The sequence below is a fragment of the Paracidovorax cattleyae genome, assembly GCF_900104515.1.
Lineage (GTDB): Bacteria > Pseudomonadota > Gammaproteobacteria > Burkholderiales > Burkholderiaceae_C > Paracidovorax > Paracidovorax cattleyae.
Genome location: NZ_FNJL01000005.1, coordinates 60,327 through 85,961, shown reverse-complemented (window position 1 = coordinate 85,961; position 25,635 = coordinate 60,327). Strand labels below are relative to the sequence as shown.

The 25,635-nt window shown below is 70.6% G+C and carries 28 protein-coding genes and 1 pseudogene; 17 read left to right on the top strand and 12 right to left on the bottom strand.

The window, feature by feature from the left end:
* Positions 1-18 precede the first annotated feature (18 nt).
* The 3 genes and pseudogenes from BLR05_RS05495 to BLR05_RS27595 form a co-directional block, all read left to right on the top strand.
* The gene (locus BLR05_RS05495) at positions 19-1,179 is read left to right on the top strand and encodes an alpha-hydroxy acid oxidase (RefSeq protein WP_092832810.1); all 1,161 of its coding nucleotides are present in this window, start codon (positions 19-21) and stop codon (positions 1,177-1,179) included.
* Between the two features lie 15 nt (positions 1,180-1,194).
* Positions 1,195-1,716 (top strand): nitrate- and nitrite sensing domain-containing protein, encoded by a 522-nt coding sequence (locus tag BLR05_RS27025; protein WP_225978930.1) that lies wholly within the window; start codon positions 1,195-1,197, stop codon positions 1,714-1,716.
* Between the two features lie 28 nt (positions 1,717-1,744).
* Positions 1,745-2,011: pseudogene (locus BLR05_RS27595) on the top strand (methyl-accepting chemotaxis protein); the annotation flags it as partial.
* A gap of 406 nt (positions 2,012-2,417) precedes the next feature.
* On the opposite strand, the gene BLR05_RS05485 reads toward BLR05_RS27595, so the two are convergent.
* Positions 2,418-2,966 carry a DUF3455 domain-containing protein gene (locus BLR05_RS05485; RefSeq protein ID WP_092832809.1) on the bottom strand — a complete coding sequence of 183 codons (549 nt, stop codon included), beginning with the start codon at positions 2,964-2,966 and terminating at the stop codon, positions 2,418-2,420.
* A gap of 282 nt (positions 2,967-3,248) precedes the next feature.
* Between BLR05_RS05485 and BLR05_RS05480 the strand changes: the two genes are divergently transcribed.
* The 5 genes from BLR05_RS05480 to BLR05_RS05460 all read left to right on the top strand — a co-directional run bounded on the left by BLR05_RS05480 (position 3,249) and on the right by BLR05_RS05460 (position 7,576).
* Positions 3,249-3,824: a sigma-70 family RNA polymerase sigma factor gene (locus BLR05_RS05480; RefSeq protein WP_092832808.1), complete on the top strand. Its 576-nt coding sequence runs from the start codon at positions 3,249-3,251 to the stop codon at positions 3,822-3,824.
* A 33-nt stretch (positions 3,825-3,857) separates the two neighbouring features.
* The gene (locus tag BLR05_RS05475) at positions 3,858-4,646 is read left to right on the top strand and encodes an anti-sigma factor (RefSeq protein ID WP_092832807.1); all 789 of its coding nucleotides are present in this window, start codon (positions 3,858-3,860) and stop codon (positions 4,644-4,646) included.
* A 79-nt stretch (positions 4,647-4,725) separates the two neighbouring features.
* Complete coding sequence (locus BLR05_RS05470; protein ID WP_092832806.1) at positions 4,726-5,682, top strand: DUF3034 family protein; 957 nt, start codon at positions 4,726-4,728, stop codon at positions 5,680-5,682.
* A gap of 23 nt (positions 5,683-5,705) precedes the next feature.
* Positions 5,706-6,233 (top strand): group I truncated hemoglobin, encoded by a 528-nt coding sequence (locus tag BLR05_RS05465; protein WP_092832805.1) that lies wholly within the window; start codon positions 5,706-5,708, stop codon positions 6,231-6,233.
* A gap of 65 nt (positions 6,234-6,298) precedes the next feature.
* Positions 6,299-7,576, top strand: coding sequence for a Y-family DNA polymerase (locus BLR05_RS05460; RefSeq protein ID WP_092832804.1), 1,278 nt, complete (start codon positions 6,299-6,301; stop codon positions 7,574-7,576).
* Between the two features lie 24 nt (positions 7,577-7,600).
* Here the strand turns inward: BLR05_RS05460 and BLR05_RS05455 are convergent, their stop codons facing one another.
* The 5 genes from BLR05_RS05455 to purM all read right to left on the bottom strand — a co-directional run bounded on the left by BLR05_RS05455 (position 7,601) and on the right by purM (position 12,106).
* Positions 7,601-8,590 (bottom strand): GlxA family transcriptional regulator, encoded by a 990-nt coding sequence (locus BLR05_RS05455; RefSeq protein WP_092832803.1) that lies wholly within the window; start codon positions 8,588-8,590, stop codon positions 7,601-7,603.
* Positions 8,587-9,237, bottom strand: a complete 651-nt coding sequence (locus BLR05_RS05450; protein ID WP_092832802.1) for a DJ-1/PfpI family protein — start codon at positions 9,235-9,237, stop codon at positions 8,587-8,589. Before BLR05_RS05450 ends, BLR05_RS05455 begins: the two co-directional genes overlap by 4 nt.
* Positions 9,234-9,827, bottom strand: coding sequence for an isochorismatase family protein (locus BLR05_RS05445; protein ID WP_092832801.1), 594 nt, complete (start codon positions 9,825-9,827; stop codon positions 9,234-9,236). The genes BLR05_RS05450 and BLR05_RS05445 overlap by 4 nt, the downstream gene beginning before the upstream one ends.
* A gap of 121 nt (positions 9,828-9,948) precedes the next feature.
* A complete protein-coding gene (locus BLR05_RS05440; protein ID WP_092832800.1) occupies positions 9,949-11,007 on the bottom strand; it encodes an AI-2E family transporter in 1,059 nt (352 codons plus the stop codon).
* 40 nt (positions 11,008-11,047) lie between these two features.
* Positions 11,048-12,106 carry a phosphoribosylformylglycinamidine cyclo-ligase gene (gene purM / locus BLR05_RS05435; protein ID WP_092832799.1) on the bottom strand — a complete coding sequence of 353 codons (1,059 nt, stop codon included), beginning with the start codon at positions 12,104-12,106 and terminating at the stop codon, positions 11,048-11,050.
* A 383-nt stretch (positions 12,107-12,489) separates the two neighbouring features.
* On the opposite strand from purM, the gene hda reads away from it, so the two are divergent.
* From hda to folK, 4 genes are read left to right on the top strand one after another with little or no spacing between them, the layout of a single operon-like run.
* Positions 12,490-13,200, top strand: coding sequence for a DnaA regulatory inactivator Hda (hda, locus tag BLR05_RS05430; protein WP_092832798.1), 711 nt, complete (start codon positions 12,490-12,492; stop codon positions 13,198-13,200).
* Between the two features lie 48 nt (positions 13,201-13,248).
* Positions 13,249-13,953, top strand: a complete 705-nt coding sequence (locus BLR05_RS05425) for a histidinol-phosphatase (RefSeq protein ID WP_092832797.1) — start codon at positions 13,249-13,251, stop codon at positions 13,951-13,953.
* On the top strand, positions 13,950-15,545 hold the full coding sequence (gene pcnB / locus BLR05_RS05420; protein WP_092832796.1) for a polynucleotide adenylyltransferase PcnB: 1,596 nt from the start codon (positions 13,950-13,952) through the stop codon (positions 15,543-15,545). Before BLR05_RS05425 ends, pcnB begins: the two co-directional genes overlap by 4 nt.
* On the top strand, positions 15,545-16,057 hold the full coding sequence (gene folK / locus BLR05_RS05415; RefSeq protein WP_092832795.1) for a 2-amino-4-hydroxy-6-hydroxymethyldihydropteridine diphosphokinase: 513 nt from the start codon (positions 15,545-15,547) through the stop codon (positions 16,055-16,057). Before pcnB ends, folK begins: the two co-directional genes overlap by 1 nt.
* Here the strand turns inward: folK and BLR05_RS05410 are convergent.
* Positions 16,054-17,037, bottom strand: a complete 984-nt coding sequence (locus BLR05_RS05410) for a Bug family tripartite tricarboxylate transporter substrate binding protein (RefSeq protein WP_092832794.1) — start codon at positions 17,035-17,037, stop codon at positions 16,054-16,056. The two genes, folK and BLR05_RS05410, sit on opposite strands and share 4 nt — an antisense overlap.
* A 139-nt stretch (positions 17,038-17,176) precedes the next feature.
* Between BLR05_RS05410 and BLR05_RS05405 the strand changes: the two genes are divergently transcribed.
* The gene (locus tag BLR05_RS05405; RefSeq protein ID WP_013595577.1) at positions 17,177-17,524 is read left to right on the top strand and encodes a four-helix bundle copper-binding protein; all 348 of its coding nucleotides are present in this window, start codon (positions 17,177-17,179) and stop codon (positions 17,522-17,524) included.
* Positions 17,525-17,569: 45 nt separating this feature from the next.
* Here BLR05_RS05405 and BLR05_RS05400 read toward each other — a convergent pair whose 3' ends face one another.
* On the bottom strand, positions 17,570-18,643 hold the full coding sequence (locus tag BLR05_RS05400; RefSeq protein WP_092832793.1) for a CDP-6-deoxy-delta-3,4-glucoseen reductase: 1,074 nt from the start codon (positions 18,641-18,643) through the stop codon (positions 17,570-17,572).
* Between the two features lie 44 nt (positions 18,644-18,687).
* Here BLR05_RS05400 and BLR05_RS05395 point away from each other — a divergent pair, with 44 nt between their 5' ends.
* Positions 18,688-19,635, top strand: coding sequence for an NAD-dependent epimerase/dehydratase family protein (locus BLR05_RS05395; protein WP_092832792.1), 948 nt, complete (start codon positions 18,688-18,690; stop codon positions 19,633-19,635).
* 16 nt (positions 19,636-19,651) lie between these two features.
* On the opposite strand, the gene BLR05_RS05390 is transcribed toward BLR05_RS05395, so the two are convergent.
* From BLR05_RS05390 to BLR05_RS05375, 4 genes are all read right to left on the bottom strand, one after another.
* On the bottom strand, positions 19,652-20,308 hold the full coding sequence (locus BLR05_RS05390; protein ID WP_092832930.1) for a DUF4124 domain-containing protein: 657 nt from the start codon (positions 20,306-20,308) through the stop codon (positions 19,652-19,654).
* Between the two features lie 25 nt (positions 20,309-20,333).
* Positions 20,334-20,846, bottom strand: coding sequence for a hypothetical protein (locus BLR05_RS05385; RefSeq protein ID WP_092832791.1), 513 nt, complete (start codon positions 20,844-20,846; stop codon positions 20,334-20,336).
* Positions 20,847-21,072: 226 nt separating this feature from the next.
* Positions 21,073-22,374 (bottom strand): CaiB/BaiF CoA transferase family protein, encoded by a 1,302-nt coding sequence (locus BLR05_RS05380; protein ID WP_092832790.1) that lies wholly within the window; start codon positions 22,372-22,374, stop codon positions 21,073-21,075.
* A gap of 7 nt (positions 22,375-22,381) precedes the next feature.
* Positions 22,382-23,581 (bottom strand): acyl-CoA dehydrogenase, encoded by a 1,200-nt coding sequence (locus BLR05_RS05375; RefSeq protein ID WP_092832789.1) that lies wholly within the window; start codon positions 23,579-23,581, stop codon positions 22,382-22,384.
* Positions 23,582-23,733: 152 nt separating this feature from the next.
* Here BLR05_RS05375 and BLR05_RS05370 point away from each other — a divergent pair, with 152 nt between their 5' ends.
* The 3 genes from BLR05_RS05370 to BLR05_RS26470 all read left to right on the top strand — a co-directional run bounded on the left by BLR05_RS05370 (position 23,734) and on the right by BLR05_RS26470 (position 25,617).
* Positions 23,734-24,633: a LysR substrate-binding domain-containing protein gene (locus tag BLR05_RS05370; protein WP_092832788.1), complete on the top strand. Its 900-nt coding sequence runs from the start codon at positions 23,734-23,736 to the stop codon at positions 24,631-24,633.
* A gap of 125 nt (positions 24,634-24,758) precedes the next feature.
* Entirely contained in the window at positions 24,759-24,989 is a 231-nt protein-coding gene (locus BLR05_RS05365) for a hypothetical protein (RefSeq protein WP_092832787.1), read from the top strand.
* A gap of 481 nt (positions 24,990-25,470) precedes the next feature.
* Entirely contained in the window at positions 25,471-25,617 is a 147-nt protein-coding gene (locus BLR05_RS26470) for a hypothetical protein (RefSeq protein WP_167361200.1), read from the top strand.
* Positions 25,618-25,635 lie beyond the last annotated feature (18 nt).

Genomic DNA, 25,635 nt, shown 5'->3' with positions numbered 1-25,635 from the left:
TGACCAGGAGCATCCACCGTGGCCCCACTGTCCCGCATCACCTGCATCGAAGACCTGCGCACCGTCGCCCGCCGGCGCGTGCCGCGCATGTTCTACGACTACGCCGATTCCGGCTCCTACACGGAAAGCACCTACCGCGCCAATTCCGAGGATTTCCAGAAGATCAGGCTGCGCCAGCGCGTGGCGGTGAACATGGAAAACCGCACCACCCGCACGAGGATGGCGGGGCAGGACGTGGCCATGCCGGTGGCCATCGCGCCCACGGGCCTGACCGGCATGCAGCATGCGGACGGCGAGATCCTCGGCGCGCGCGCGGCGCGGGCCTTCGGCGTGCCGTTCACGCTGTCCACGATGAGCATCTGCTCCATCGAGGACGTGGCCGAACATGCCGGACCGGGCTTCTGGTTCCAGGTGTACGTGATGCGCGACCGCGACTTCGTCGAACGCCTGATCGACCGCGCCAAGGCCGCCGGCGTATCGGCGCTGCAGATCACGCTCGACCTGCAGATCCTCGGACAGCGGCACAAGGACATCAAGAACGGCCTGTCCACGCCGCCCCGGCCCACGCTCGCCAACCTGCTCGACCTGGCGACCAAGCCGCGGTGGTGCGCGGGCATGCTGGGCACCAAGCGGCGCAGCTTCGGCAACATCGTGGGCCACGCCAAGGGCGTGGGCGATCTTTCGTCGCTGTCGTCGTGGACAGCCGAGCAGTTCGACCCCCGGCTCAACTGGCGCGATATCGAGTGGATCAAGAAGCGCTGGGGCGGCAAGCTCATCCTCAAGGGGATCATGGATGCGGACGATGCGCGGCTGGCGGTGGAGACGGGCGCAGACGCCATCGTGGTGAGCAACCATGGCGGACGGCAACTCGACGGCGCGCCATCGTCCATCCATGCGCTGCCGCCCGTCGTCGATGCCGTGGGCCGGGACATCGAGGTATGGATGGACGGCGGCATCCGGGGCGGGCAGGACGTGCTCAAGGCCTGGGCGCTGGGGGCCCGGGGCACGCTCATAGGGCGCAGCTTCCTGTACGGGCTCGGGGCCTTTGGCGAGGCTGGCGTCACCCGGGCCCTGCAGATCATCCAGAAGGAGCTGGACATCACCATGGCCTTCTGCGGCCATACCGACATCCACCGGGTGGACCGTTCCATCCTGCTGCCGGGCACGCTGCCCGGTTGAGACAAACCGATCGGCATGCCCAATGAAGATGGGCTAATCCAAAAAACAATCCATAAGAAACAAAACGTATCTTCATCGACTTTTCGTTTTTTGGGTCGCGTGGTGGACCTACAGCTTTTTTTGGCAGGGAATACCAAAAATTGGGCGTGCTGTAGCGCGGACAGCAACCTGCTGCACGTGGCACTCATCGAGCGGGTGCTCGACCTCATCGACGACGTGGCCAACACCTCCGGACTTGCCCGCGATACCGACATCCGCACCCACTACCTGCAAAAGGCGGTGCTCGGGCAGTTGCCGCAGCTGACGGAGTCGCTGGGCCAGATGCGGGCGCACGGCGCACTGGTGCTGGCGCGTGGCGAGGTGGCACCCGAGGAGCGGGCGCGCATCGAGGCCCTGTCCGACCGGGTGCGCAAATACTACGGCGATGCCCGCAAGGCGCTCGAACTGGCGGCGGGCGTAAGCCTGCCCCCCCGCCGTGGAAAAGGCCCGCGACGCGGCGCTGGCCGCGGCCCAGGAAGGGTTCAACCTGGCCGATGACAACATCGTGAAGGCCGACGTGCTGAGCATGCCGTCCACCGACTGGGTCGCGCGCATGACCCGCATCACCGACACCCAGTTCGAACTGGTGGGCGTGTCGTTCGACGTGCTGGAGCAGTCGCTGGACAGCCAGATTGCGCAGCTGCGCCAGGGTATGCTGGTGCTGGAAGCCGTGCTGGAGGCGCTGGCGGCAGCGGCGCTCTGGATCATGGCCATGGTCACCCGCGCCACCACCCGGTCCATCGACGAGGCCGTGCGGATCGCCGAGGCCGTGGCGGACGGCGACCTGACCGCGCGCGTCGAGCCCCAGGGCCGCGATGAGGTGGCGCGCCTGCTGCACGCGCTTGCCGCCATGAACCGCAAGCTCGGCACGGTGGTGGGCACGGTGCGGCTCAATGCCGAGAACGTGGCCAGCGCCAGCGTGCAGATCGCCCAGGGCAACGCAGACCTGAGCCAGCGCACCGAAAGCCAGGCCAGCGCGCTGGAGCAGACCGCCGCCTCCATGGAGGAGTTGGGCTCCACCATCATCGTGGATTCGATCCGCAAGGTGAGCGGCATCGTGGGCGAGATCACGTCCGGCAACTGGTGGATACCGCGGCGATGTTCCGGCTGGGCGCCGGCGCCTGATCCGCCGCCAGCAAAAAAGCCCCGGGGCCGCGAGGCCCCGGGGCTTTTCCTCATCCGGCGCGGGCCGGAGCGCCTCAGGCGGCGCGCCAGAAGATGTAGTCGGCCTGGTACTTCACGATCTGCTTCTGCCCGGCGTTGCCCGCCGTGCACGGCATGGCCGGCGCCACGCCGCCCTGGGTCGCCACGCGCTGGATGTAGGCCACGCCCTGCATCGCCCCCATGCCCGTGGCAGGGTTCGCCTTGACCAGCTGCAGAGGGATGTTGCCCGTGCCCGCGGGCGCCACGGCCAGTTGCGTGGCGGTCACCTTGGATCCGTCGCTGGTTTCCCAGGTGGCTGGCGGGCCCCAATAGCGGCCCACCATGGCGCCCTTGCGGTCCCAGAGCTTCGCGTCCGGGCCGACGAACACCCATTCGAAGTCGCCCGCCATGTCCTTCTTGGCGCGGCATTCGTACGTGATTTCTCCCTTGCCCACGGTTTCCAGGGCCACTTTGTGCCCTGCGGGCACCTGCACCGCCGCCGGCAGGGACGCCTGCGAGAACGCTCCCATGGGGGCGCCGCCCATATGGCTGCAGGCTGCAAGGCCCAGGGTGGCAACGATCGCGAGGGGAAGATGGATTCGCATGGGAACACTCCTTGGTGGTTGTGATGGGAAGGGCAGGGGCGCTGCGAAGGTGCGCGCACTGGAAGAGCCTGCGTACCGCACGGCCTTCCCGGGATGGAGTTCTGTTTTTTGGAAAGCCGCTTCCTTTACGGCCGGCGCGCGCAGGTGGATTCACCTCTCCGGGATTCCCCTAGCAATGGCGGGTGATCTGCATCCGGGCGGGACCCCGGCGCGTATCGCATGGCATCGGACGGCCGGCACCCACACCCTTGCCGCACCCATGCCTTCCCTCACAATCGGCGCATGGGAACGCCTTGCTCGGACCAGGAACTGATGGAACTCATCGAACGCGTCGCGCGGCGGGATGACGCCGCGCTCAAGCTGCTCTACGACCGCACCGCGTCGCGGCTGTTCGGTGTCGCGATGCGCGTCGTTGGCCAGCGCGAGGCGGCCGAGGACGTGCTGCAGGACGCCTTTCTCGCCGTCTGGCGCACCGCGGCCACCTACCGCGCGACGCTGAGCCCGCCACTGGCATGGATGGGCCTGATCGTGCGCAGCCGCGCGCTCGACCACCTGCGCCGCCGCAAGGCCGACCGCGCGCAGCTCACGCAGGAGTTCGACGACGATGTCGCCCAGTCCTTGAGCGACAGCGATCCGGCGCCGGCCGACCTCGCCCAGGCCAGCCAGGAAGCCACGGCCCTGCACCAGTGCCTGGCGAGCCTCGAAAACCGTCAGCGGGAAGTGGTCAGCCTGGCCTACCTGCGCGACATGAGCCATGCCGAACTGGCCGCGCACCTGCACCTGCCGCTGGGCACGGTGAAGACCTGGATCCGGCGAAGCCTCGACAAGCTGCGCGAATGCATGGCGCGCTATGCGTGACCTGCAGGCCCCCGACATGAAAGCAGGCTCTCCATGGACCTGAACCGCCATCCCGAACTGCTGGAACGCCTGGCCGCGGCCCACGCCCTCGGCACGCTGCGCGGCGGTGCGAGGCGCCGTTTCGAGACCCTGGCGCGCGAGCATGCAACCGTGCGCGCGGCCGTGCTGGCATGGCAGGGGCGCCTGGCCGGCCTGACCGAATTGCAGCCTCCGCTGGAGCCGCCGCCGGCCGTGTGGCTGCGCATCCGCAACCTGGTGGATGCAGAACAGGCGCGGGAGGCGCAGCGAGCCGCCCGGCCGGCGCGGCCTGCCCGGGCGGAGGGCTGGCTGCGCAGCCTCGTGTTCTGGCGTGGCGCCGCGCTGGCCGGCGCAGTCGCCACGCTGGCCGCGGTGGTAGTGGGCGCCGGCTTGCAGGAGCGACTGCGCACCGACAGCGGCGCGCGCATCGCCGAGCTGCAGCGCCAGCTGGAGGCCGCGCCGCAGGTGCGCTACGTCGCGGTGCTCGCCGACGACCACGCCGCACCGTCCCTGCTGGTCACGTTCGATGCGGCGAAGAACGCGCTGGTGCTGCAGCGCGTGGGCGGCTACCGTGAGGCCGGCGACAAGTCCCTGCAGCTCTGGGCGCTGCCGCCCGGCGGCGCGCCGCGCTCGCTGGGCGTGCTCGACCGCCAGGTGCTGCTGAGCCTGCCTGCGTCCGAGGGCGCAGTGCACGGCGTGCCGGCCCTGGCCGTCAGCCTGGAGCCCCGAGGCGGCGTGGCGGGCGACAAGGGGCCGACCGGGCCGGTGCTTTTCAAGGGTGCGCTGATCGAACGCATGGCGTGATCCTTCGTGGTGTCCAGGGCGGAACCCGCTGCCACGGCAGCGGCGTCGCTGGCATACTGCGATCCAGGAGGTGGGTCCCATGAGCTTTCGTCGCAGGCTTGCGATGCGGACATTCCGCACGCCCGTGCTGGCCATGCTCTGCATGGCACTGGCCGCCCCCGGTGGGGCGGAGACGGGCAAGCTGCCGCTCACCGGCGGCGTGAGTTCCATCTCCGGCGCCGCGGGCGGAGGGCTCACGCCCTGGGCCGTGATCGGCACCAACGCGACGGAAGGCGAGATCGGCGTGAGCGCCTTCGCCACGCGGCTGCGCACGCGGGACTACGGCCTGACCAGTTCGGGCCTCGCGCTCGGCCTGTACGACCGGGTGGAGCTGTCCGTGGCGCGCCAGGATTTCGGCGCCGCGCCCGCGTCCGCGCTCAATGCGGTGGCGCCGTTCGGCGTGGAGCCCGACCTGCACCTCAAGATGGACATCATCGGCGCCAAGGTGCGGCTGGCCGGCGACGCCGTCCTCGACACCGATTCGCCCATGCCGCAGATCGCGGTGGGCGTGGAGCACAAGCGGCTGCACCCGGCATCGGCCGGCGGCGTGATCGAGTTCCTGGGCGCCGACACCGAGGGCACGGATGTCTATGTGAGCGCCACCAAGCTGCTGCTCGACCGCAACCTGCTGGTGCATGCCACGCTGCGCTACACCAATGCCAACCAGAACGGCCTGCTGGGCTTCGGGGGCCGCGGGCCGGCCAGGTCGGGGCGATCGCTGCAGCCGGAGTTCTCCGTGGCCTATCTGCTGCGCCGCGACCTGGCGGTGGGTGCGGAATGGCGTTTCAAGCCCGACAACCTGCGGGCGCTGGGCCGCGCCGCCGGGCTGGGCGACGCACTGCGCGAGGACGACTGGCGCGACATTTTCGTGGTCTGGGTGCCGAGCAAGCATCTCTCCGTCACCCTGGCCTACGTCGATCTGGGCCGCGTCGTCCCCGGCGTGACCGCCTACCGGCGCCAGCGCGGGGCCTACCTGTCGCTGCAGGCGGCCTACTGACCATGCGCGGCAGGAGCTTTCACATGCCCATCCTCCGGTACACCGTGGCCGCCTGTGCGGCCTTTCTTGCCTGCGGCGGCCTGCCGGGCGCCATGGCGCCGGCCCGGGCGCAGGAGGGGCCGCCGGTCCAGGCTCCCCTCATTCCGCCACCGGTACCGCGCCAGCCGGTCGATACCTCGGTGCTGCCGGCGCCCCCCGGCCTCTACGAAGCGCTGGGAGGGCGGGAGGGCATCGCCCGCGTGGTGGACCGGCTCATAGACGCCGCGACCGTGCATCCGCAGATCGGCCCGATCTTCAAGGGGGTGCGCCCGCGCGCGCTCAAGGACAGCATTTCGGCGCAGCTGTGCGTGTTGTCCGGCGGCCCCTGCGAATACGAGGGCGTCAGCATGAAGGATGCCCACGCCGACCTGCGCATCCGCCGGAGCGATTTCAACGTGCTGGTGGAACTGCTGCAGGACGCCATGGACGCCGAGCACATACCCTTCACGCAGCAGAGCCGGCTGCTGGCGCTCCTGGCCCCGATGCACCGCGACGTCATCACCGTGCGCTGAGCGAACCCGGGGACCGCGGCCGGGCACCCCGTGGCGCGCTGCGGGCGCCGGGCCGGCGCGGCACAATGCGTTCCGTGAGCGCATCCCCTGACACGTCCGCGCAGTTGCAGGCCGCGGCCCCTCCCGCCAGCGCGGCGCCGGCGTCCCTGCCGCGCCGCATCGCGCACCTGGACATGGATGCCTTCTATGCGTCGGTCGAGTTGCTGCGCTATCCGCAACTCAAGGGCCTTCCGGCCGTCATCGGCGGCGGTCGCCGGCGGGAAGACGACGCACTCGCCAGCGCCTATGCCGGCCGCGAGGCCGAGATCCCCGTGGACGCCTTCCCGCTGCTGCGCGACTACGTGGGCCGGGGCGTGATCACCACCGCCACCTACCCGGCCCGGCAGTTCGGGGTGGGTTCGGCCATGGGCCTGATGAAGGCGGCGCGGCTGTGCCCGCAGGCCATCCTGCTGCCCGTGGATTTCGCGTCCTACCGGCGCTTTTCCCGCCAGTTCAAGGACGTGATCCTCTCCATCGCTCCCGCCATGGAAGACCGCGGCGTGGACGAGGTGTACATCGACTTCACCGAGGTGCCCGGCGGCCAGCGCGAGGGCGGGCGGGTGCTCGCGCGGCTCATCCAGAAAAGCATCTTCGACGCCACAGGCCTGACCTGCTCGATCGGCGTCGCGCCCAACAAGCTCATCGCCAAGATGGCGAGCGAATTCAACAAGCCCAACGGCATCTCGATCGTGCACGAGGGCGACCTGCGGGAGGCCATCTGGCCGCTGGCCTGCCGCAAGATCAACGGCATCGGCCCGAAGGCGGACGCGAAGCTGCAGTCGTATGGCATCCATACCATCGGCGACCTCGCGGCGCGCCCGCGCGACTGGCTCGTGCGCACCTTCGGCAAGGCCTACGGCGCCTGGCTGCACGAGGCCGCCTGGGGCCGCGACGACCGGGCCGTGGTGACCGAGAGCGAGCCCGTCTCCATGAGCCGCGAGACCACCTTCGACCGCGACCTGCACGCCGTGCGCGACCGCGCGGAACTCGGCCGCATCTTCACCGACCTGTGCGAGCGCGTGGCCGAGGACCTGCGCCGCAAGGGCTACGTGGGCAAGACCATCGGCATCAAGCTGCGCTACGACGACTTCAAGATCGCCACGCGCGACCAGACCATCACGGCCCATACCCGGGATGCGGCCGCCATCCGGCGCGCGGCGGGCGAATGCCTCAAGCGCGTGCCGCTGGACAAGCGCCTGCGGCTGCTGGGGGTGCGCGTGGGCAACCTGCTGACGGACGATGAGGCGCGCGAGGCGGAGGCCGCGACCCGCGTGCCCGAGACGCGGCGCCTGTTCGACGACTGACAGCGGCGCCGCGGTGCCTGCGGGTCAGGCGCGCGCCGCCCCGGACGGCGTGCCGCCGCGCCCGAGCCGGTGCCATGCCCGGCGCAACTGGGTGTCCGAGCTGAAGCCGGCCAGGGCCGCCGCCTGCGTCACCGTGTGGCCCGTGTGCAGCGCCGCCTCGGCCGTGGCCAGCCGGATGGTGCGCAGCCAGGCCAGCGGGGCGATGCCCGCGTGGTCGATGAACAGGCGGGTGAGATGGCGTGGCGAGGCATGCGCCACCTCGGCCATGGCCGGGACGCTCCAGTCGCCGGCCGGGTGCTGCGACACCGCGTCCTGCACGCGGTGGAGCGCCGGGTGCAGGTGGTCGCGGTGCGCGAGGAACGGCGAGAACTCCGGATCGTGGGGGCCGCGCCGTAGCGCCACCACCATGGTCTGGGCCACCTGCGCGGCGATCGCCGGGCTGCATTCGTCCGCGATGCGGTGCAGCACGAGATCGATGCCGGTGGTGACGCCTGCGCTGCTGTAGAGCGGGGCATCCGGCACGAAGACCCGGTTGGCCACCACGTCGCAGCGCGGTTCCACCTGCTGCAGCTCCGCGAGGTGCTGGTGGTGCGTGGTGGCGCGCCGGCCCGCGAGCAGCCCGGCATGGGCCGCGAGCACCGAGCCCGCGCAGATGGCCAGCAGCTCGAGCCGTCCCCGTTCCGGCCGCAGGCCGCGCAGCCAGTGCAGCAGCGCGCGGGCCTCATCGGTCGCCACGTCGATCGCTGCGCCCGGCAGGCCGATCAGCACCACCCAGGCAGCGGCAGGCCATGCCGTGGGCAGGGGCTCCAGGCCGCTGAGCACCGCGCCGACCGAGGTGACCGATTGCGGCGTGGGGCTTGCGAAGCGCAGCACGAAACGCTCGGGCAGCCCCTGCGCGCGCAGGCACTGGTTGGCGATGCGCAGCGCTTCCGCCGGGCCCGCCCAGTCCAGCACCAGGCTGTGGGGCAGCAAGGCGAAGACGACGTGGATCGGTGCGGGCCTGCCGCTGGTCATGGTTGCAGGGCCCCCTGCGGATCGGGATGCCAGGGCGTGTCCATCTGGCGGGCCGTGCGTTCGGCCAGCGCGCGCCCGGCAAGGCGTTCCACCAAGTGCAGCGACAGGTCGATGCCGGCACTGATGCCCGCGGAGGTGAACAGCCGGCCGGCATCGCCGTGCTGAACCCAGCGCACGTCCGTGCGCACGTCGAGTTGCGGGAACTGTTTGCGCAGGTCGTCCACATCCTCCCAGTGGGTGGTGACCGTGCCGTCGCGCACCACCCCCGCGGCCGCGAGCAGGAAGGCGCCGGTGCAGACAGAGGCCGTGATCCGCGCGCCGGCAGCGGCGCGCGCGATCCAGGCGAGGGTGTCGGGGCAGCGCATGGCATCGTCCACCACGCCGCCCGGCACGATCAGCACGTCGGGCAGGAACGCCTCGCCGAAATCACCGTCCGGCACGATGCGCAGCCCGGCGCGCGCCCGCACCACGGCTTCGGCGGCGGCCGGACGGGCCACGCAACGCACGTCGAACAGCGGCGGCGTGCCGGGCTGCTCGCGGGCATGCATGCGCGCGGCGGTGGTGAACACCTCGTAGGGGCCGGCCAGGTCCAGCGCCTCCACATCGTCGAACGCCAGGATCGCCACCCGGATGGTGGCTGTGCTCATGCGGCCTCCCTGGCGAGGGCTGCCTCAGTGCCTGCCTGCGCGCGGAATAGTGCCTGGGGCACAGTGCACAGGGTGGCGAAGCGTCCTGCGAGCACCGTCTCCGTGCGGGCCAGGATGTCCGCCGCCGTCAGCAGCCGGCCGTCGGGCTGGCGCATGTCCCAGGTCAGCGTGGCCTCGCCCACGTAGTCCACTTCCCAGCCCAGGTCGCTGGCATGGCGGGTGGTGGTCTCGCAGCACTGCTCGGTGCGGATGCCGCTCACGATCAGCCGGCCGATGCCCTGGCGCGTGAGCCAGACATCCAGCCCGGTGCCCACCAGCGCGCTGTGGCGGTGCTTGGTGAACTCCGCCGCGGGCGTGAATGCGGCCAGCGCGGCCAGGGGGCGCACCTGCCCGGATGCGAGCGCGAAGGGGTTCGATGCCTCTGCGGGGCCGTCGCTGTGCAGTATGCGCACGATGGGAATGCCGCGCGCCTCGCAGCCTTCGATGAGCGCGTTCTGCGCCGCCAGATAGGCGGGCAGGCCGTCTTCCGAGAAAAAGGGGCGGTGGCGGAACGACTCCTGCACGTCGATCACTAACAGACAGGTTTTCATGGCAATTCCCGTAAGCGGGTGGTGGTTGGATTGCCTTGATGGTGCCGTGAAGGAGCAGGAAAGTCCGGCCTTGCGCGGACCTGCATCGATCAATTCCGGACAAGCGCCGAGGATGCGGCCGTCACACCAGCCGCACGGCTTCCAGCTCTTTCTTGAGGTAGGCGTAGAAGAGCGGCGCCGCCACCAGGCCCGCGGGGCCGAATACCGCCTCGGCCACGAACATCACCGACAGCAGCTCCCACACGCCCATGTGCGTGCGCTGGCCCACCACCTTGGCATTGATGACGTATTCGGCCTTGTGGATCAGCACCAGGAAGGCCAGGCAGGCGATGGCCGCGGTCGGCGAAACCGACAGGCCCACGATGGTGATCACCGCGTTGCACAGCAGGTTGCCCACGATGGGCACCAGGCCCGCAAGGAAGGTCAGCGTGATGAGGGCCGGGGTGTAGGGCAGGCGCAGGTCCCACAGCGGCAGGATGGCCAGCAGGAACAGCGCGGTGAGCAGCGTGTTGAACGTGGCGATCCAGAACTGCGCCGCCACGATCTGGCGGAATGCCTCGCCCAGGTAGGTGATGCGGTCGGCCAGCGCCACGGCCAGCGGCCCGCGCGGCCCGCCGGTTGCCCGCACGGCGGCCAGCGCGCCGATGAGCAGGCCCACGTAGGCGTGCAGCAGCCCGCCGAGCCAGGCCCGGCCGGCCATGGCCAGCGCCCCGGCCTTGGCGCCCAGGTAGCCGGCGATGGTGCGCTGGATTTCCGCCGCGCCTTCCGGCAGGTGGGCGCCGATGTCCGGAGGCAGCTTGAGCCGCAGCTCCAGCACCGTCCGGGCCAGGAAGTCGAGCAACTCGCGGTACTGCTGCGGCGCCTCCACCACGTAGGTGCGCGAATGCGTGGCCGCCAGCGCCAGCAGCGCCAGCGGCGCGATGCCCACCAGCGTGGCGGCGGCCACCTGGCCAGTGCGCATGGCGTGGCCACTGGCCTGCCAGCTGCGTGGAAGCACGCCTGCCAGCCGCGGTGCGAGCCAGCGCGTGAGCAGGAAGCCCAGGCAGGCGCAGATCAGGCCCGGCAGCAGGCCCTGCCACATCACGAGCAGCAGGGCGCCGCCCATCAGCAGGTAGCTGGCCGTGCGCACGCCGCGCGTCGGCGCTGCGGGGGGCAGGTCGGCCGTCGGAAGCGGCTCCATGGGACGGGGGCGCGAGGGAGTCGTGAAATGTGCTTGCGGATCAGGCCACCACGACCGGGGCGCCCGTGCCGCGCTCGGCGATCACGCCGATGGTGTGCACGGATTCGCCCTGCGCGCGCAGCGTGGCGGCGACGGCCTCGGCCTGGGCGGCGGACACCACCACCACCATGCCGATGCCGTTGTTGAAGGTGCGGTTCATCTCGATGTCGTCGATGCCGGCCGTCTTCTGCAGCCAGGCGAAGAGTTCGGTCTGCGGCCAGCTGTCGGCCTTGAGGTGGGCGGCGAGGCCCTCGGGCAGCACGCGCGGGATGTTCTCCAGCAGGCCGCCGCCCGTGATGTGGGCCAGGGCCTTGATGCCGCCCGCGTCGGCGGGGTGCTGCGCCAGCGCGGCCAGCACGTTCTTCACGTACAGGCGCGTGGGCTCCATGATGGCCTGCCTGAAGGGCTTGCCGTCCAGCGTGGCGGGGGCGGAGTCGCCGGCGCGCTCGATGCACTTGCGGACCAGGCTGAAACCGTTGGAGTGCACGCCGGCGGAGGCCAGGCCCAGCACCACGTCGCCGGCCGCCACTTCGCGGCCGGTGAGGATCTTCGACTTCTCGACCGCGCCCACCGCGAAGCCCGCGAGGTCGTATTCGCCGGCCGGGTACATGCCGGGCATCTCGGCGGTCTCGCCGCCGATCAGCGCGCAGCCCGACAGCTCGCAGCCGCGGGCGATGCCGCCCACCACCGCGGCGGCGGTATCCACATGGAGCTTGCCGCAGGCGAAGTAGTCCAGGAAGAAGAGCGGCTCGGCGCCCTGCACCAGCACGTCGTTCACGCTCATGGCCACGAGGTCGATGCCGACCGTGTCGTGCATGTCCCACTCGAAGGCCAGCTTGAGCTTGGTGCCCACGCCGTCGGTGCCGGAGACCAGCACCGGCTCCTTGTAGCGCTTGGGCACCTCGAACAGCGCGCCGAAGCCGCCGATCCCGGCCAGCACGCCTTCGCGCATCGTCTTCTTCGCCAGCGGCTTGATGCGCTCGACCAGCGCGTCGCCCGCGTCGATGTCGACGCCGGCGTCTTTGTACGAAATGGGGGTGGAGGAAGCGGAGGAACTCATGGGCTCGATGGTGTGGTGCGGGGGCCGCGGGGCGGGCCGGATCGCGCGGATTCTAAGGCCGCGCCGGCATCGCGGCCCAATGCCCCCTCGGCCGTGCACGCCGCGGATGGGCGGTGCGTGGCGGCACCGGTCTCTGCAGCAGACTAAAATCGCGGGTTGCCCGGGCTGTCCGGGCCTCGCCGCTTGCCCCGGTGCGCGTCGCCGGGACGGCCTTTAGCGTGCGCACGGCCGGTGGCCGTGCACCTTGCCGCCCCCTGATCCTCGTTCCGTTCCTCATCCATGCCGCTGCCGCTTTCCCCGTTCCGCGTCACCGCCGTGCACGTATCCGTGCCGCCGGCCCGCCGCGCGCCGGTGGCCATGGCTGGCGGCCTGCACGGGCTCCCATGAAGCAGCTCGCGCTCGACATCGGCCTGGCCACCGGCCCCACGCTGGCGCGGTTCTTTCCCGGCGCCAACGCCCAGGCGCTGCAGCACCTGCGCATCGCCGTGGGGGAGGGCGATGCCGCTTCGGGCGCCGCACCGGTGCGCTCGCCCGTGCCCACCTACCTCTGGGGCGAATCGGGCAGCGGCAAGACGTACCTGCTCGAAGCGGTGCGCGAGGCGCTGCGCGAGCAGGGCTGCACGGTGGGCTGGCTCGACGCGTCGGTGATGCTGCCCACGGCCTTCGACGAGCGCTGGTCTGCCGTGCTGCTCGACGAAGTGCACCTGTATTCCACCGCCCAGCAGGCCGCGGCGTTCAACTGGTTCATCAATGCCATCAGCCCCGCCGTCGGCGCGCCGCGCTGGGTGCTGGCCGCCGGCGAACTGCCGCCCGCCGACCTGCCGCTGCGCGACGACCTGCGCACGCGGCTGGGATGGGGCCACGTGTTCCAGCTGCACCTGCTGGACGAGGCCGAGCGCCGCGCGGTGCTGCGGCAGGAAGCCGACGCCCGCGGCATCGCCCTGGGCGACGACGTCATGAACTACATGCTGGGCCGCTTCTCGCGCGACCTGGGCAGCCTCATGCAACTGCTCGACCAGCTCGACAGTTTCGCGCTGCGCACGCAGCGGGCCATCACGATTCCCCTGCTCAAGACCATGCTGGAGTCCGAATAGCGGGTTGCCGCTGCCGACCCGCCTTTCCCGAACCGCACGCACATCCGCATGACTTCCGACCTTCCGGCTTCCCGCCCACGGCTCGCGCTCTTCGACCTGGACCACACCCTGCTGCCGCTCGATTCCGACTACGAGTGGGGCGAGTTCACCATCCGCATCGGCTGGACCGACCGCACCGAATTCGGGCGCCGCAACAAGGAGTTCTACGACCACTACGTGGCCGGCACGCTGAATGTGCACGACTATGTGCGCTTCGCCGTGGACGCGGTGCGCCAGCGCGGCCCCGAGGCCGCGGAGGCGGCGCACGCACGGTTCATGCGCGAGGTGATCGGCCCGGCCATCCTGCCCCCGGCCCTCGAGTTGCTGCGCGCGCACCGGGACGCGGGCGACGAAGTGGTCATCATCACGGCCACCAACGAGTTCGTCACGGCCCCGATCGCTCGGGCCCTGGGCGTGGAGCAGCTGCTGGCCGTGGAGCTCGAGCGCGACGACGGCGGCTGGATCACCGGCGGCATCCGCGGCGTGCCCTCCATGCGCGAGGGCAAGGTGCGGCGCATGGAACAATGGCTGTCCGCCCGCGGCTGGAACTGGAGCGATGTGGAAAGCACTTTCTACAGCGATTCCATGAACGACGTGCCCCTGCTCGAAAAAGTCGACCACCCCGTCGCCACCAACCCCGACCCCCGCCTGCGCGCACTCGCGCAGCAGCGCGGCTGGCGCATCCTGGACCTGTTTTCTACGCCATCACCATGATCAAGAAGTTCATCGACAAGCTGCTCGGCAAGGCCGCACCGGGCGCGGGCCGTGGAAAGAACCGCTTCGGCAAGCGCGCGGATGTGCCCGCCTCCGAGCACGGCATCGACCCGGAACTCGTGGACCGCCGCGCCACCGAGGTGGTGCGCACGCTCCAGCAGGCCGGCTACGAGGCCTACATCGTCGGCGGCGCCGTGCGCGACCTGCTGCTGGGCCTCAAGCCCAAGGATTTCGACGTGGCCACCAATGCCACGCCCGAGCAGGTCAAGGGCCTGTTCCGCCGTGCCTTCATCATCGGCAAGCGCTTCCGCATCGTGCACGTGGTGCACGGCCGCGGCCGCGAGCACGAGGTGATCGAGGTCTCCACCTTCCGCGCCTACCTCGACAATACGGCCGCCGAGCAACAGGTGAGCGGCAACGAGAAGACCTCCCGGGCCGCGCTCGCAGGCATGCAGCATGCCGTGGACGCCAGCGGCCGCGTGCTGCGCGACAACGTCTGGGGCCCGCAGGACGAGGACGCCACGCGCCGCGACTTCACCATCAACGCGATGTACTACGACCCGGCCACGCAGGTGGTGGTGGACTACCACAAGGGCATCCAGGACGCGCGCAAGAAGGTGATCCGCATGATCGGCGACCCGGCCACGCGCTACCGCGAGGATCCGGTGCGCATCATCCGCGCCGTGCGATTCGCGGCCAAGCTCGCCGGCGTCGGCTTCAGCATCGAGCCCAAGACCGCAGCGCCGCTGGTGGAATCGCAGGCGCTGCTGGCCGACGTGCCGCAGAGCCGCATGTTCGACGAGATGCTGAAGCTGCTGCAGACCGGCCACGCGATCGCCACGATCGAGCAGCTCAAGAAGCTGGGCCTCGCCACCGGCATCTATCCGCTGCTGGACGTGGTGGTGGAGCGGGCCGGCACCTCCTTCGTGAGTGCCGCGCTGGCCGACACCGACCGCCGCGTGGGCGAGGGCAAGCCGGTCGCGCCGAGCTTCCTGCTCGCCTGCGTGCTCTGGCAGGACGTGAAGACGCAGTGGGACCGCCGCCTCGCGCAGCGCGAGCATCCGTTCCCGGCGCTGCAGGGCGCGATCGACGACGTGTTCGACCAGCGCATCGGCGACGTGTCCGGCCGCGGCAAGCTGGCCGCCGACATGCGCGAGATCTGGGTCATGCAGCCGCGCTTCGAAAAGCGAGTGGGCACCACGCCGTTCAGCATGGTCACGCACCTGCGCTTCCGCGCGGGCTTCGACTTCCTGCGGCTGCGCGCCGACGTGGGCGAGGTGGACGAGGCCCTGGCCGACTGGTGGCAGGAGTTCCAGCTCGCCGATGAAGCCCGTCGCGAGGACATGATCGACCAGGTGCGCGAGGAGCAGAAGCAGCGCCAGCGCAAGAACCCGCCCGTGGTGCGCCGCGTGCCCAAGCCGGTACAGCAGGACGGCGCGGCCGTTGCCGATGATGCGCCGCAGGCGCCCGCCGACGCCGATGGCACCGAAGGCAATGCCGGCGATGGCGGTGCCGTGAAGAAGCGCCGCCGGCGCCGCCGCAAGCCTGTCGGCGGTGGCGACGGCGCGCCGCAGGGCGCACCTGACGCCTGATGTCCGGAGCGACCGTGGGCGCGTCCCGGGAGCCCGTCCTGGCCGGCATCGGGCTGGGCGCCAACCTCGGGTATGCCCGGGCCGCATTGGCCGTGGCCGTGGCCGCGCTCGCCGGGCTGCCGTCCACGCAGCTGCAGGCGGTATCGTCCCTGTACGCCAGCGCTCCGGTGGACGCGACTGGCCCCGATTACCTGAATGCCGTGGTGCTGGTGGTCACCCGCCTGACAGCCCCGGCGCTGCTGGATGCGCTGCTGGCCATCGAGGCCGATGCAGGGCGCGAGCGCCCCTACCGCAACGCGCCGCGCACGCTGGATCTCGATCTGCTCTTCTATGGCGGCGCGCGCATCGCGTCGGCGCGCCTTGTCGTGCCGCATCCGCGGGTGGACGAGCGGGCCTTCGTGCTGCGGCCCCTGGCGGAGGTGGCGCCGCATCGGGTGCCGGCCGCTGCACTCGAGCGCGTGGCCGGCCAGCGCGTGGAGGCCACGGCCGGCCCCGGCTGGAGCGGTTTTTAGTCCACCTTCGCGCCGGACGCCTTGACCACCTGCTGGTACTTGGCGCGCTCGGATGCCATGAAGGCGTCGAACTGCTCGGGTGTGGAAGACACCGGCTCGGCCATGAGGGTGGTGAAGCGCGTCCTGGTCTCAGGTGAGTTCAGCGCCGCCACGAAGGCCTTGTTGAGCTTGGCGATCACGGGCTTCGGCGTGCCTGCCGGAGCGACGAGGCCCCACCAGGTGTCCACGGAAAACCCCTTGAACGTATCCGACAGCGGCGGCACGCCGGGCAGCATCGGTGAGGCCTGCAGCGAGGTCACGGCGAGCGCCTTCACCTTGCCGGCGCGGATGTTAGGCGCTGCGGCAGCGAGGTTGTCGATGTTGAAATCCACTTCGCCGGCCAGCAGCGCGAGCTGGGCGGGGCTGGCACCGCGGTAGGGGATGTGCAGCGCGTAGATGCCCGCGCGCTGCTTGAACATCTCGCCGGCCAGGTGGCCCGCGCTGCCATTGCCGCCGCTGCCATAGTTCAACCTGGCCGGGTTGGCCTTGGCGTAGGCGATGAGGTCGGCCACGGTGTGGATCTTGAGCTGCTCGGCCTTGGCCGCGTTCATCACCAGCACGTTGGGCACGCGCACCATCTGCGTGATGCCCGCGAAATCCTTTGCGGCGTCGTAGGGCATGCGGCTGTACAGCCATGGGTTCACGGCATGCGTGGCCGTGGCCGCCAGGCCGATGGTCAAGCCGTCCGGCGCCGCCTTGGCCACGGCGTCCGCGCCGATGTTGCCGCCCGCGCCGGCCTTGTTGTCGATGATGACCGTGCCCAGTGCATCGCGCACCCGCTCGGCCAGCACGCGGGAGGTCACGTCCAGGGGCCCCCCGGGAGCGTAGGGAACGATGAGCCGGATGGTGTTGTCCTGGGCATGCGCCAGGGGCGAAATACAGGCCGCCGCTGCCGTGGCCGCCGAAAGGAGGAAGTGTCTGCGATGCGTCATGTCCGACATTGTGCAAAAAAAACATGGCAACGCATCGGCCAGGCTTCGCTGTGATGTCCTACAGCGTCACGGAGCGGTGATTTCTATAAACAAAACCATGCCCGCGGCGCTTCGCGAAGCCCGCCCCGCCTCTTCCAAGGACATCCCCATGCAGACCTCCCAGGATACGCTTCCCCCTTCCCGCTATGCGGACTGCATCAGCGCCTGCAACGATTGCGCAGATGCGTGCAACTATTGTGCGGCCGCCTGCCTGCGCGAGCCGGATCCGCGGCACATGGTGCGCTGCATCGCGCTCGACATGGACTGCGCGGACATCTGCCGTACTGCCGCAGCGGCGATGGCGCGCGAGAGCGCCCATGCCTACGAGATCTGCGCGCTCTGTGCCCGCCTGTGCGACGCCTGCGCCAACGAATGCAGCCGGCACGACATGGCGCACTGCCAGGCCTGCGCGGCCATGTGCCGCCGCTGCGCGGAGCTGTGCCGGGCGATGGCCTGACGGCTTCGTGCCGCTTGAAGCGGTGCAGGGCCGCGGCCGGCGCGGCTACGCGGCGATGGTGTGGCCGTGCTTGTCGGCTTCCGACGTGAACGCGTCGGCGTAGAACTCTTCCGGCGGCAGCCCGCGTTCGGCACTGTAGGCCTTGCGCGCCGACTCCACCACGACAGGTGCCCCGCAGGCATACACCTGGTGGCCCGACAGGTCGGCGTGGTCGTCCATCACGGCCTGGTGCACAAAACCCGTGCGGCCGGTCCAGCCGTCTTCCGGCAGGGCCTGGGAGACCACCGGCACGTAGCGCAGCCCGGGCATGTCCGCCAGGCACTCGCGCACCCAGGCGTCCATGTACAGGTCGGCGGGCCGGCGGCCGCCCCAGTAGAGCGTGGCCGGCCGGTCGATCCCCTTGAAGCGCAGGTGCTCGATGAGGGCCTTCACCGGCGCGAAGCCCGTGCCCGAGGCGAGCAGGATGATGGGCTTGGTGCTGTCCTCGCGCAGGAAGAAGCTGCCGAAGGGGCCTTCGACGCGCAGGATTTCCTTTTCCTTCATGGCGCCGAACACATGGTCGGTGAAGCGGCCGCCCGGCATGTGGCGGATGTGCAGTTCGATGCCCGGGCTGCCCTCCTGCGTGTGCGGCGCGTTCGCCATGGAATAGGCGCGCCGTGCGCCGTCTTTGAGGATGAACTCGACGTACTGGCCCGCGTGGTAGCGGAACGTGTCGGCCGCGGGCAGCTGCAGGCGCAGCACCATCACGTCGTGCGACGCCCGCGCGAGCGTGGAGACGCGCACCGGCATCTTCTTGATCGGGTAGGCGCTTTCGTCGGTCACCTGGCGGGACTCCAGCACCACATCGGTGAGCGGCTGGGCGCAGCAGGTGAGCACGAAGCCCGCGTCCGCCTCCTCGGGCGTCAGGGCCTTGGACTGGTGCTCGCCGTGCACGACCGAACCGCTGAGCTTGCGGCACTTGCAGGAGCCGCAGGCGCCGTCCTTGCAGCCGTAAGGCAGGCCCACGCCGCTGCGGATGGCGGCGCCCAGCAGGGTCTCGCCGGCCTGGGCGGTGAAGGCGCGGCCGCTGGGCTGCACGGTGATCTGGTGGGAGGCTGCGGCCGTCGCTGCGGTGGTCATGGGGTCGTTATCCTTGCGTGTCTCTTCGTTGCCGGAACCGGATTTTGCCCTCAAACCTGAACCCCCTTGGCGCGCTGCCGGCGCGTTTCCGCCGTGAACGTGTGCTGGTCGTCGGCTGCGGCGACGTGGGCCTGCGCGCGGTGGGCGCCCTGCGCGCCGCGCAGGGGGCGCCGCGCCCGCGCGTGCTGGCGCTCACCTCCAGTCCGGGACGTGCCGCCGCATTGCGTGCGGCCGGCATCGTGCCCCTGCAGGGCAACCTGGACGACGTGCGCACGTTGCGGCGCCTCGCGGGCCTGGCCACGCGCGTCCTGCACCTGGCCCCGCCGCCCGGGGAGCGCGACGCCGGCGCCGCCCGGTGGGCCGATCCGCGCACGGCGGCCCTGGCGCGCGCGCTGCGGCTGCGCAGCCTTCCGCGTGCGCTGGTGTACGGTTCGACCAGCGGTGTCTATGGGGACTGCGCAGGTGCCCTCGTGCCGGAAACCCGGCCAGTGGCGCCCATTACGCCGCGCGCCCGGCGGCGCGTGGATGCCGAACGTTCCGTGCGCCACCTGGGCCGCGCCGGCGTGCACGCGAGCGTGCTGCGCATTCCCGGCATCTATGCGCCCGACCGCGAGGGCGGCACGCCGGAGGCCCGGCTGCGCCGCGGCACGCCCGCGCTGGTGCGCGAGGACGACGTGCATACCAACCACATCCACGCCGACGACCTCGCCCGCGCCTGCGTCGCAGCCCTCTGGCGGGGGCGGCCCCAGCGCATCTACCACGTGAGCGACGCGAGCGGCCTGAAGATGGGCGACTACTTCGACCTCGCCGCCGACCTGTACGGGCTGCCACGCCCGCGCAGGATCACGCGGGAGCAGGCCCGCGAAGAGCTATCGCCGATGCTGCTGAGCTTCATGGGTGAATCGCGCCGGCTCGATGCCACCCGGCTCGCGAAGGAATTGCGCGTGCGGCTGCGTTATCCGACGGTGGCCGAAGGGCTGCGAAGCGCCTGAAAGGCCTCGCGGGTCGTCAGCGGGGATAGATGTTCCCGTTGCCGTCGTAGCACCGGAACACGTTGCACTGCGTGCCCGGAGGCCTGGGCACCGGCACGGCCGGCTGCACCACCACGGGGTGCCTGGGCACGACCACGACTGGCGGCATATAGGCGTCCTGCGTCCCGTAGGTGGTGCCTCCGCCGCGCGAGCGCTCCACCTGCGCATAGCCCGCCGAGCCCAGGCAGTCCAGCTCCATCTGCCGCTGTGCTGCCGACAGGCGGGCCTGGGTCTCGTAGCTGCCCTGGCCGGTCTCGGCGGCCACGCGGTCGAGCTGGCGGCGGGACCGCGCGCACTCGGGCGAACGCGCCGGGTCGGTGGAGATTTCCCGGCCCCGGGCGCGTGATTCCTGCGCCTCCCGCCGGGCCTGCTGCTGTTCGGCCAGCGCTTCCGCCTGCTGGCGCTGGCGCTTTGCCTCCAGCGCCTCGCGCGCCTGCTCGCGTTCCTGCGCGATCTCCTCCGGCGTCTTGCGTGGCTCCACCTCGCGCACGGATGCACCCCGGTCGCAGCGTCCGTCCGTGTAGGTCACCTGGCCGGTCGAGGGGTCCGTGCAGCGCACCACCTGGGCGTGGGCGAACGTGCCCGCCAGGCACAGCGTGGCGATGCAGCCTGCGCGGGATGCAAAACCGGTCATGGAACGCGGCCCTTTCATGCTGGGCTCAGGGCCTCTGGAAGAGGCGACCCGGGCCCTCCTGCGGAGGCAGGCGGCCCTGGGACCGCATTTCGTCCCGCCAGCGCTGCTCGTCGGCCTTGCGGCGGGATTCCTGCTGCAGCGTGCCGCTCAGCGATGGTCCCGAAGGCCGGGCGCGGTCCCGGTCACGGTCCCTGTCCCGGTCGCGTTCACGCTGCCTCTCGCGCTCGCGGGCCTCCCACGCCTCGCGGTCGCGCCGTTCGCGCCAGCCGTCGTCCCAGGGATTCGGCCGCACGGCATATCCCGGAGCGGGCACGACCACGGGATAGCCGGGCCGGGGCACGACGTAGGTGGGCTGTTCGTACACCGAGACCGCACCGCCGTAGGGGTAGGACGGGCCCGTGGGATAGGCATTGCCGTAGGTAGGGCCGGAGCCATAGCCGTAGTCGTAGTACGGATCGCCCGGCACGGCGCAGCCCGCTGCCATGGCGCACGCGGCGGTGGCAGCCAGGGATTTGAGGAGGAGGGCGGGTGGGCGCATGGGCTCTCGCTGCAGGTGCGGATACGGCGCCCGGAGGCAGGCCGGTCCGCGGTGGACGGGCGTCCGGCCGGCAGGCCGCCGGCCAAACGGAGGATGACGGCCATGTGACGCGTCAGCCTGCATTTTGGTTGACCTCCCGTCGCGCTGTCTGTCGGCGCGGGCCCCGATCCCCCGGATGCGGGTGCCGACACCTCTGAGCCCCTCGCCGCCGCCTGCAGCCGGGCTGCTACACCACGCCCGCGTCGCGCAACCGTGCCACGGCCGCCGCGTCCAGCCCCAGGTTCGCCAGGATCTCTTCGGTGTGCTGCCCCAGGGCGGGCGGCGCGTTGCGCAGCACCGGCGGCGTGGCCGACAGCCGTAGCGGGCTGGCCACGCCGCGCACGCTGGCGATGCCATCCGCACCTGCGCTGCCGTCCGGCCGGCGCGGAAGCTCCACGGCGAGCCCGCGCGCGCGCACCTGTAGGTCGTCGAAAGCCTGGGCAATGCTGTTGATCGGCCCGCAGGGCACGGCCTTGTCCTCCAGCAGCGCGACCCACTGCGCGGTGGTGCGCGTGCGGGTCACGGCCTCCACGAGCGGCACCAGCTCGGCGCGGTGCCGCACGCGCAGCGTATTCGTGCTGAACCGTGGGTCCGATGCCCACGCGGGCTGCCCGGCGGCCGTGCAGAAGCGCGCGAACTGGCCGTCGTTCCCGATGGCCAGCAGCATGGCGCCGTCGGCCGTGGGAAAGTCCTGGTACGGCACGAGGCTCGGGTGGCTGTTGCCCTGGCGCCGCGGTGATTCCCCGGTGGCCAGGAAGCCGGCGGCCTGGTTGGCCAGCACGGCCATGCCCACGTCCAGCAGCGCCATGTCGATGTGCTGGCCCTGGCCGGTGCCGGTGGCCGCGTTGTCGCGGGCATGCAGCGCCGCCAGGATGGCATTGCTGGCATACAGGCCCGTGAACAGGTCGATCACCGCCACGCCCACCCGCAGCGGGCCGCCGCCCGGTTCGCCGTCCGCCCGGCCGGTGATGTCCATCAGGCCGGTCATGGCCTGCACCATGAGGTCGTAGCCGGCCCGCGCGGCATAGGGGCCGTCCTGTCCGAAACCCGTCACCGAGCAGTAGATGAGCCGCGGGTTCAGGGCCCGCAGGCTTGCGTGGTCCAGGCCGTACTGCTTCAGCCCGCCCACCTTGAAGTTTTCCACCACCACGTCCGCCCGCAGTGCCATGTCCCGGATCAGCGCCTGGCCTTCCGGGTGGGCCATGTCGATCGTGATGGACCGCTTGTTGCGATTGCAGGCCGTGAAGTAGGCCGCCTGGTCCGTCTCGCGGCCCTGGGCGTCCTTCAAAAACGGCGGGCCCCACTGGCGCGTGTCGTCGCCCAGGCCGGGGCGCTCGACCTTGACCACATCCGCGCCCAGGTCGGCCAGCACCTGGGTGCACCATGGCCCGGCCAGCACGCGCGAGAGGTCGAGCACCCGGATGCCGGCGAGCGCGCCGCCCGCGGGTGCAGGGGCGGGCGAAGAGACGGATGGGAGCGCCGCGTGCATGGCGCCGTCAGTTCGCGAACGCGGCGATGCCCGTCTGGGCGCGGCCCAGGATGAGCGCGTGCACGTCGTGCGTGCCCTCGTAGGTGTTGACCACCTCCAGGTTCACCAGGTGCCGTGCCACGCCGAACTCGTCGCTGATGCCGTTGCCGCCCATCATGTCGCGCGCCATGCGGGCGATGTCCAGCGCCTTGCCGCAGCTGTTGCGCTTGATGATGGAGGTGGCCTCCACGGCGGCCGTGCCTTCGTCCTTCATGCGGCCCAGCCGCAGGCAGGCCTGCAGGCCGATGGCGATCTCGGTCTGCATGTCGGCCAGCTTTTTCTGGATGAGCTGGTTGGCGGCCAGCGGTCGGCCGAACTGCTTGCGGTCCAGCGTGTACTGGCGCGCCGTGTGCCAGCAGAACTCGGCCGCGCCCAATGCGCCCCAGGCGATGCCGTAGCGCGCGCTGTTCAGGCAGGTGAACGGGCCCTTCAGGCCCTGCACCTCGGGGAATGCGTTTTCCTCGGGTACGAACACGTCGTCCATCACGATCTCGCCGGTGATCGAGGCGCGCAGGCCCACCTTGCCGTGGATGGCCGGCGCGGTCAGACCCTGCATGCCCTTTTCCAGCACGAAGCCGCGGATCGGGCCCACGGCGCCGGCCTCGCTCACCTCCTTGGCCCAGACGACGAACACGTCGGCGATCGGGCTGTTGGTGATCCACATCTTGCTGCCCTTGAGCTTGTAGCCGCCGGCGGTCCTGTAGGCGCGCGTGGCCATGCTGCCGGGGTCGGAGCCATGGTCGGGCTCGGTCAGGCCGAAACAGCCGATCCATTCGCCGCTCGCCAACTTCGGCAGGTACTTCTGCTTCTGCGCCTCGGTGCCGAACTCGAAGATCGGCACCATCACCAGCGAGCTCTGCACGCTTGCCATCGAGCGGTAGCCGGAATCGACCCGCTCGATCTCCCGCGCGATCAGCCCGTAGGCCACGTAGTTCAGGCCCGGGCCGCCGTACTGCTCGGGAATGGTCGGGCCCAGCAGGCCCAGCTCGCCCATCTCGCGGAAGATGGCCGTATCGGTTTTTTCGTGGCGGAACTGCTCGAGCACGCGCGTCGCCAGCCGGTCGCGGCAGTAGGCCTCTGCGGCATCACGCACCATGCGCTCGTCGTCGCTGAGCTGCTGGTCGAGCAGGAAGGGGTCTTCCCAGTGGAAGGCGGCAGGGCGGGCCATGGTGTGTCTCCTGAAATCGGGCGAAGGATGTGATTTGCCGGTTCGGCATGTCACTCGGGATGCGTGGATGCTATGCCTTGCAGATGGGCTGCGGCAAGCGATGAAGTTGCATCCAGAAATGAAGTTATGGAATACCTGTGTAGCATTCCCCCATGCGCCGCACCCTGCCGTCCACCCAGGCCCTGGCCTGCTTCGAAGCTGCCGCCCGCCACGAAAGCTACACGCGCGCGGCCCAGGAGCTGTTCCTCACGCAAAGCGCCGTATCACGGCAGATCATGGCGCTGGAGGAATTCCTGGGCGTGGCCCTGTTCCGCCGCACCCGCCACGGCGTGGCCCTGACGCCTGCCGGAACCCACTATGCTGCGCAGGTCGGGCGCTGGCTGGAAGGGCTGGAGCGCGACACGCTGGACGTCATGGCCCACCAGGGGCAGGGCGGCTCCATCCGGCTCGCCGCCGTGCCCACGTTCGCCACCCGCTGGCTGATGCCCCGGCTGCCGCAACTGGCCCAACGGCATCCCGACATCGTCGTCCACATCGAGACCCAGGTCCGGCCCTTCCTTTTTTCGGACGCCGGCTTCGATGCGGCCCTCTACGCCGGCACGCCCGAGCAGGTGGCCAACTGGCCCGGCACCCAGGCCATGTGGCTGCTGCAGGAAGACGTGGCGCCCGTCTGCAGCCCGTCGCTGCTGCCGGACGGCAGGCCCCTGCCGCCGGAAGCCCTGGCGGGATTGCCGCTGCTGCAGCAGACGACGCGGCCCCTGGCATGGCGCCAGTGGTTCGAGTCCATGGGCGTCCACGCTCCCCAGCACGCCCTGGACGGCCCGCGCTATGAACTCTTTTCCATGTCCGCCGTGGCGGCCGCCCACGGCCTGGGCGTGGCGCTGGTGCCGCTGATGCTGATCGAGCCCGAGCGCGCCCGGGGCGAACTCGTGCCGGCCTGCGACCGGCCGCCGCGGGGAGGGCGGGGCTACTACTTCGTCACCCCCGCGCAGCCTCAGTCTCCTGTCGTCTCGGCCTTTGCCGCATGGTTGCAGGACATGGCCGCGACTTGACTCGGGCGGCACCCTGTCCGGTTGCATCGGCTGCCACCCCGGGCTAGGCTGTACCTGCCTGCTGTAGAGCAGGCGCTTGCAGGCTCTGTTTCCCTGCCCATCGTCACAACAAGGAGTACCGGCACATGCAAAACCACACGAGCGGCACCTACCACGCCCCCCATTTCGACCCGACCGTCGATGAGCTCGAAGCCCTCAAGCAACTGGAGATCGGCCGCGCCATCAGCGTGCCGGCGGCGCTGCGCCACCACCTGTCGGGCCGCCTTTACGAGCGCGGCTACATCGCGAAGAACGCCACCGGCGACCTGGTCATCACCGACAGCGGCCGCGCCGTCATCCGCCGCCAGGAAGGCTGACCCGCCGCCGTGCGCCAGGCGGGGGGCGCACCCCGGCTTTTTCTTTTCCGCCCACCCGTCCGACACCGAACCGGCATTCGTCCTACACCGCGGAATTCGGGGTTTTCATACAGTATCGGCTGTGCCTGCATGAGACGGGAATTGTTCCCCTCCTCCGGCAGGTGCCCGGAGATTGAAAACGAGTGGCCAGGCCCGGTGACGGATCGTCCCGCGGCGGGCCGTAGTGGAGGCGGTTCGGGCGGCATTGCCACCAGCCGTTCTCCAGGAATTCTGCGCCGGCCGTGGCGCCATGTCGATGCGTTTCGCATCCACCCCGGCCGGGCAATGTTCCCCATTGAAGGACGAACATGAAAGAAATGCTGACTGTCGTGGCCGGATTCGTGCTTTTCTCCAGCCTGGGAATCGCCTACTTCGCGGCATCCGTCATGAGTGGATTCTGATCAGGCCCTTACGTCCTAGCTCTCCCTCGCTCCCATTCCCCATGCCTTCCCTGCACCGCTCCCCTGCCGACAAGGGCGACCAGCCCGTCGAGCCCGACATTCCGGCGCCACCACCGGAGCCGGCCGATCTGCCTCCCCATTGCGGGTGGCTGACGGGCTCTTCGGCCGTTGCACAGGTTCTGTCCTGACGGCCCCAATCCCTTCCT

Excerpts from the sequence above, each read along its gene's own strand:
- BLR05_RS05455 (WP_092832803.1), bottom strand. The coding sequence starts at position 8,590 with ATGACCAGCGGCAGGCCCGCACCGATCCACGTCGTCTTCGCCTTGCTG.
- purM (WP_092832799.1), bottom strand. The coding sequence starts at position 12,106 with ATGAGTTCCTCCGCTTCCTCCACCCCCATTTCGTACAAAGACGCCGGC.
- BLR05_RS05465 (WP_092832805.1), top strand. The coding sequence starts at position 5,706 with ATGCCCATCCTCCGGTACACCGTGGCCGCCTGTGCGGCCTTTCTTGCC.
- hda (WP_092832798.1), top strand. The coding sequence starts at position 12,490 with ATGAAGCAGCTCGCGCTCGACATCGGCCTGGCCACCGGCCCCACGCTG.
- BLR05_RS05470 (WP_092832806.1), top strand. The coding sequence starts at position 4,726 with ATGAGCTTTCGTCGCAGGCTTGCGATGCGGACATTCCGCACGCCCGTG.
- pcnB (WP_092832796.1), top strand. The coding sequence starts at position 13,950 with ATGATCAAGAAGTTCATCGACAAGCTGCTCGGCAAGGCCGCACCGGGC.
- BLR05_RS05405 (WP_013595577.1), top strand. The coding sequence starts at position 17,177 with ATGCAGACCTCCCAGGATACGCTTCCCCCTTCCCGCTATGCGGACTGC.
- BLR05_RS05450 (WP_092832802.1), bottom strand. The coding sequence starts at position 9,237 with ATGAGCACAGCCACCATCCGGGTGGCGATCCTGGCGTTCGACGATGTG.
- BLR05_RS05400 (WP_092832793.1), bottom strand. The coding sequence starts at position 18,643 with ATGACCACCGCAGCGACGGCCGCAGCCTCCCACCAGATCACCGTGCAG.
- BLR05_RS05475 (WP_092832807.1), top strand. The coding sequence starts at position 3,858 with ATGGACCTGAACCGCCATCCCGAACTGCTGGAACGCCTGGCCGCGGCC.
- BLR05_RS05380 (WP_092832790.1), bottom strand. The coding sequence starts at position 22,374 with ATGCACGCGGCGCTCCCATCCGTCTCTTCGCCCGCCCCTGCACCCGCG.
- BLR05_RS05440 (WP_092832800.1), bottom strand. The coding sequence starts at position 11,007 with ATGGAGCCGCTTCCGACGGCCGACCTGCCCCCCGCAGCGCCGACGCGC.
- BLR05_RS05390 (WP_092832930.1), bottom strand. The coding sequence starts at position 20,308 with ATGACCGGTTTTGCATCCCGCGCAGGCTGCATCGCCACGCTGTGCCTG.
- BLR05_RS05385 (WP_092832791.1), bottom strand. The coding sequence starts at position 20,846 with ATGCGCCCACCCGCCCTCCTCCTCAAATCCCTGGCTGCCACCGCCGCG.
- BLR05_RS05425 (WP_092832797.1), top strand. The coding sequence starts at position 13,249 with ATGACTTCCGACCTTCCGGCTTCCCGCCCACGGCTCGCGCTCTTCGAC.
- BLR05_RS05460 (WP_092832804.1), top strand. The coding sequence starts at position 6,299 with ATGCGTTCCGTGAGCGCATCCCCTGACACGTCCGCGCAGTTGCAGGCC.
- folK (WP_092832795.1), top strand. The coding sequence starts at position 15,545 with ATGTCCGGAGCGACCGTGGGCGCGTCCCGGGAGCCCGTCCTGGCCGGC.
- BLR05_RS05370 (WP_092832788.1), top strand. The coding sequence starts at position 23,734 with ATGCGCCGCACCCTGCCGTCCACCCAGGCCCTGGCCTGCTTCGAAGCT.
- BLR05_RS05480 (WP_092832808.1), top strand. The coding sequence starts at position 3,249 with ATGGGAACGCCTTGCTCGGACCAGGAACTGATGGAACTCATCGAACGC.
- BLR05_RS05365 (WP_092832787.1), top strand. The coding sequence starts at position 24,759 with ATGCAAAACCACACGAGCGGCACCTACCACGCCCCCCATTTCGACCCG.
- BLR05_RS27025 (WP_225978930.1), top strand. The coding sequence starts at position 1,195 with ATGCCCAATGAAGATGGGCTAATCCAAAAAACAATCCATAAGAAACAA.
- BLR05_RS05375 (WP_092832789.1), bottom strand. The coding sequence starts at position 23,581 with ATGGCCCGCCCTGCCGCCTTCCACTGGGAAGACCCCTTCCTGCTCGAC.
- BLR05_RS05445 (WP_092832801.1), bottom strand. The coding sequence starts at position 9,827 with ATGAAAACCTGTCTGTTAGTGATCGACGTGCAGGAGTCGTTCCGCCAC.
- BLR05_RS05485 (WP_092832809.1), bottom strand. The coding sequence starts at position 2,966 with ATGCGAATCCATCTTCCCCTCGCGATCGTTGCCACCCTGGGCCTTGCA.
- BLR05_RS05410 (WP_092832794.1), bottom strand. The coding sequence starts at position 17,037 with ATGTCGGACATGACGCATCGCAGACACTTCCTCCTTTCGGCGGCCACG.
- BLR05_RS26470 (WP_167361200.1), top strand. The coding sequence starts at position 25,471 with ATGCCTTCCCTGCACCGCTCCCCTGCCGACAAGGGCGACCAGCCCGTC.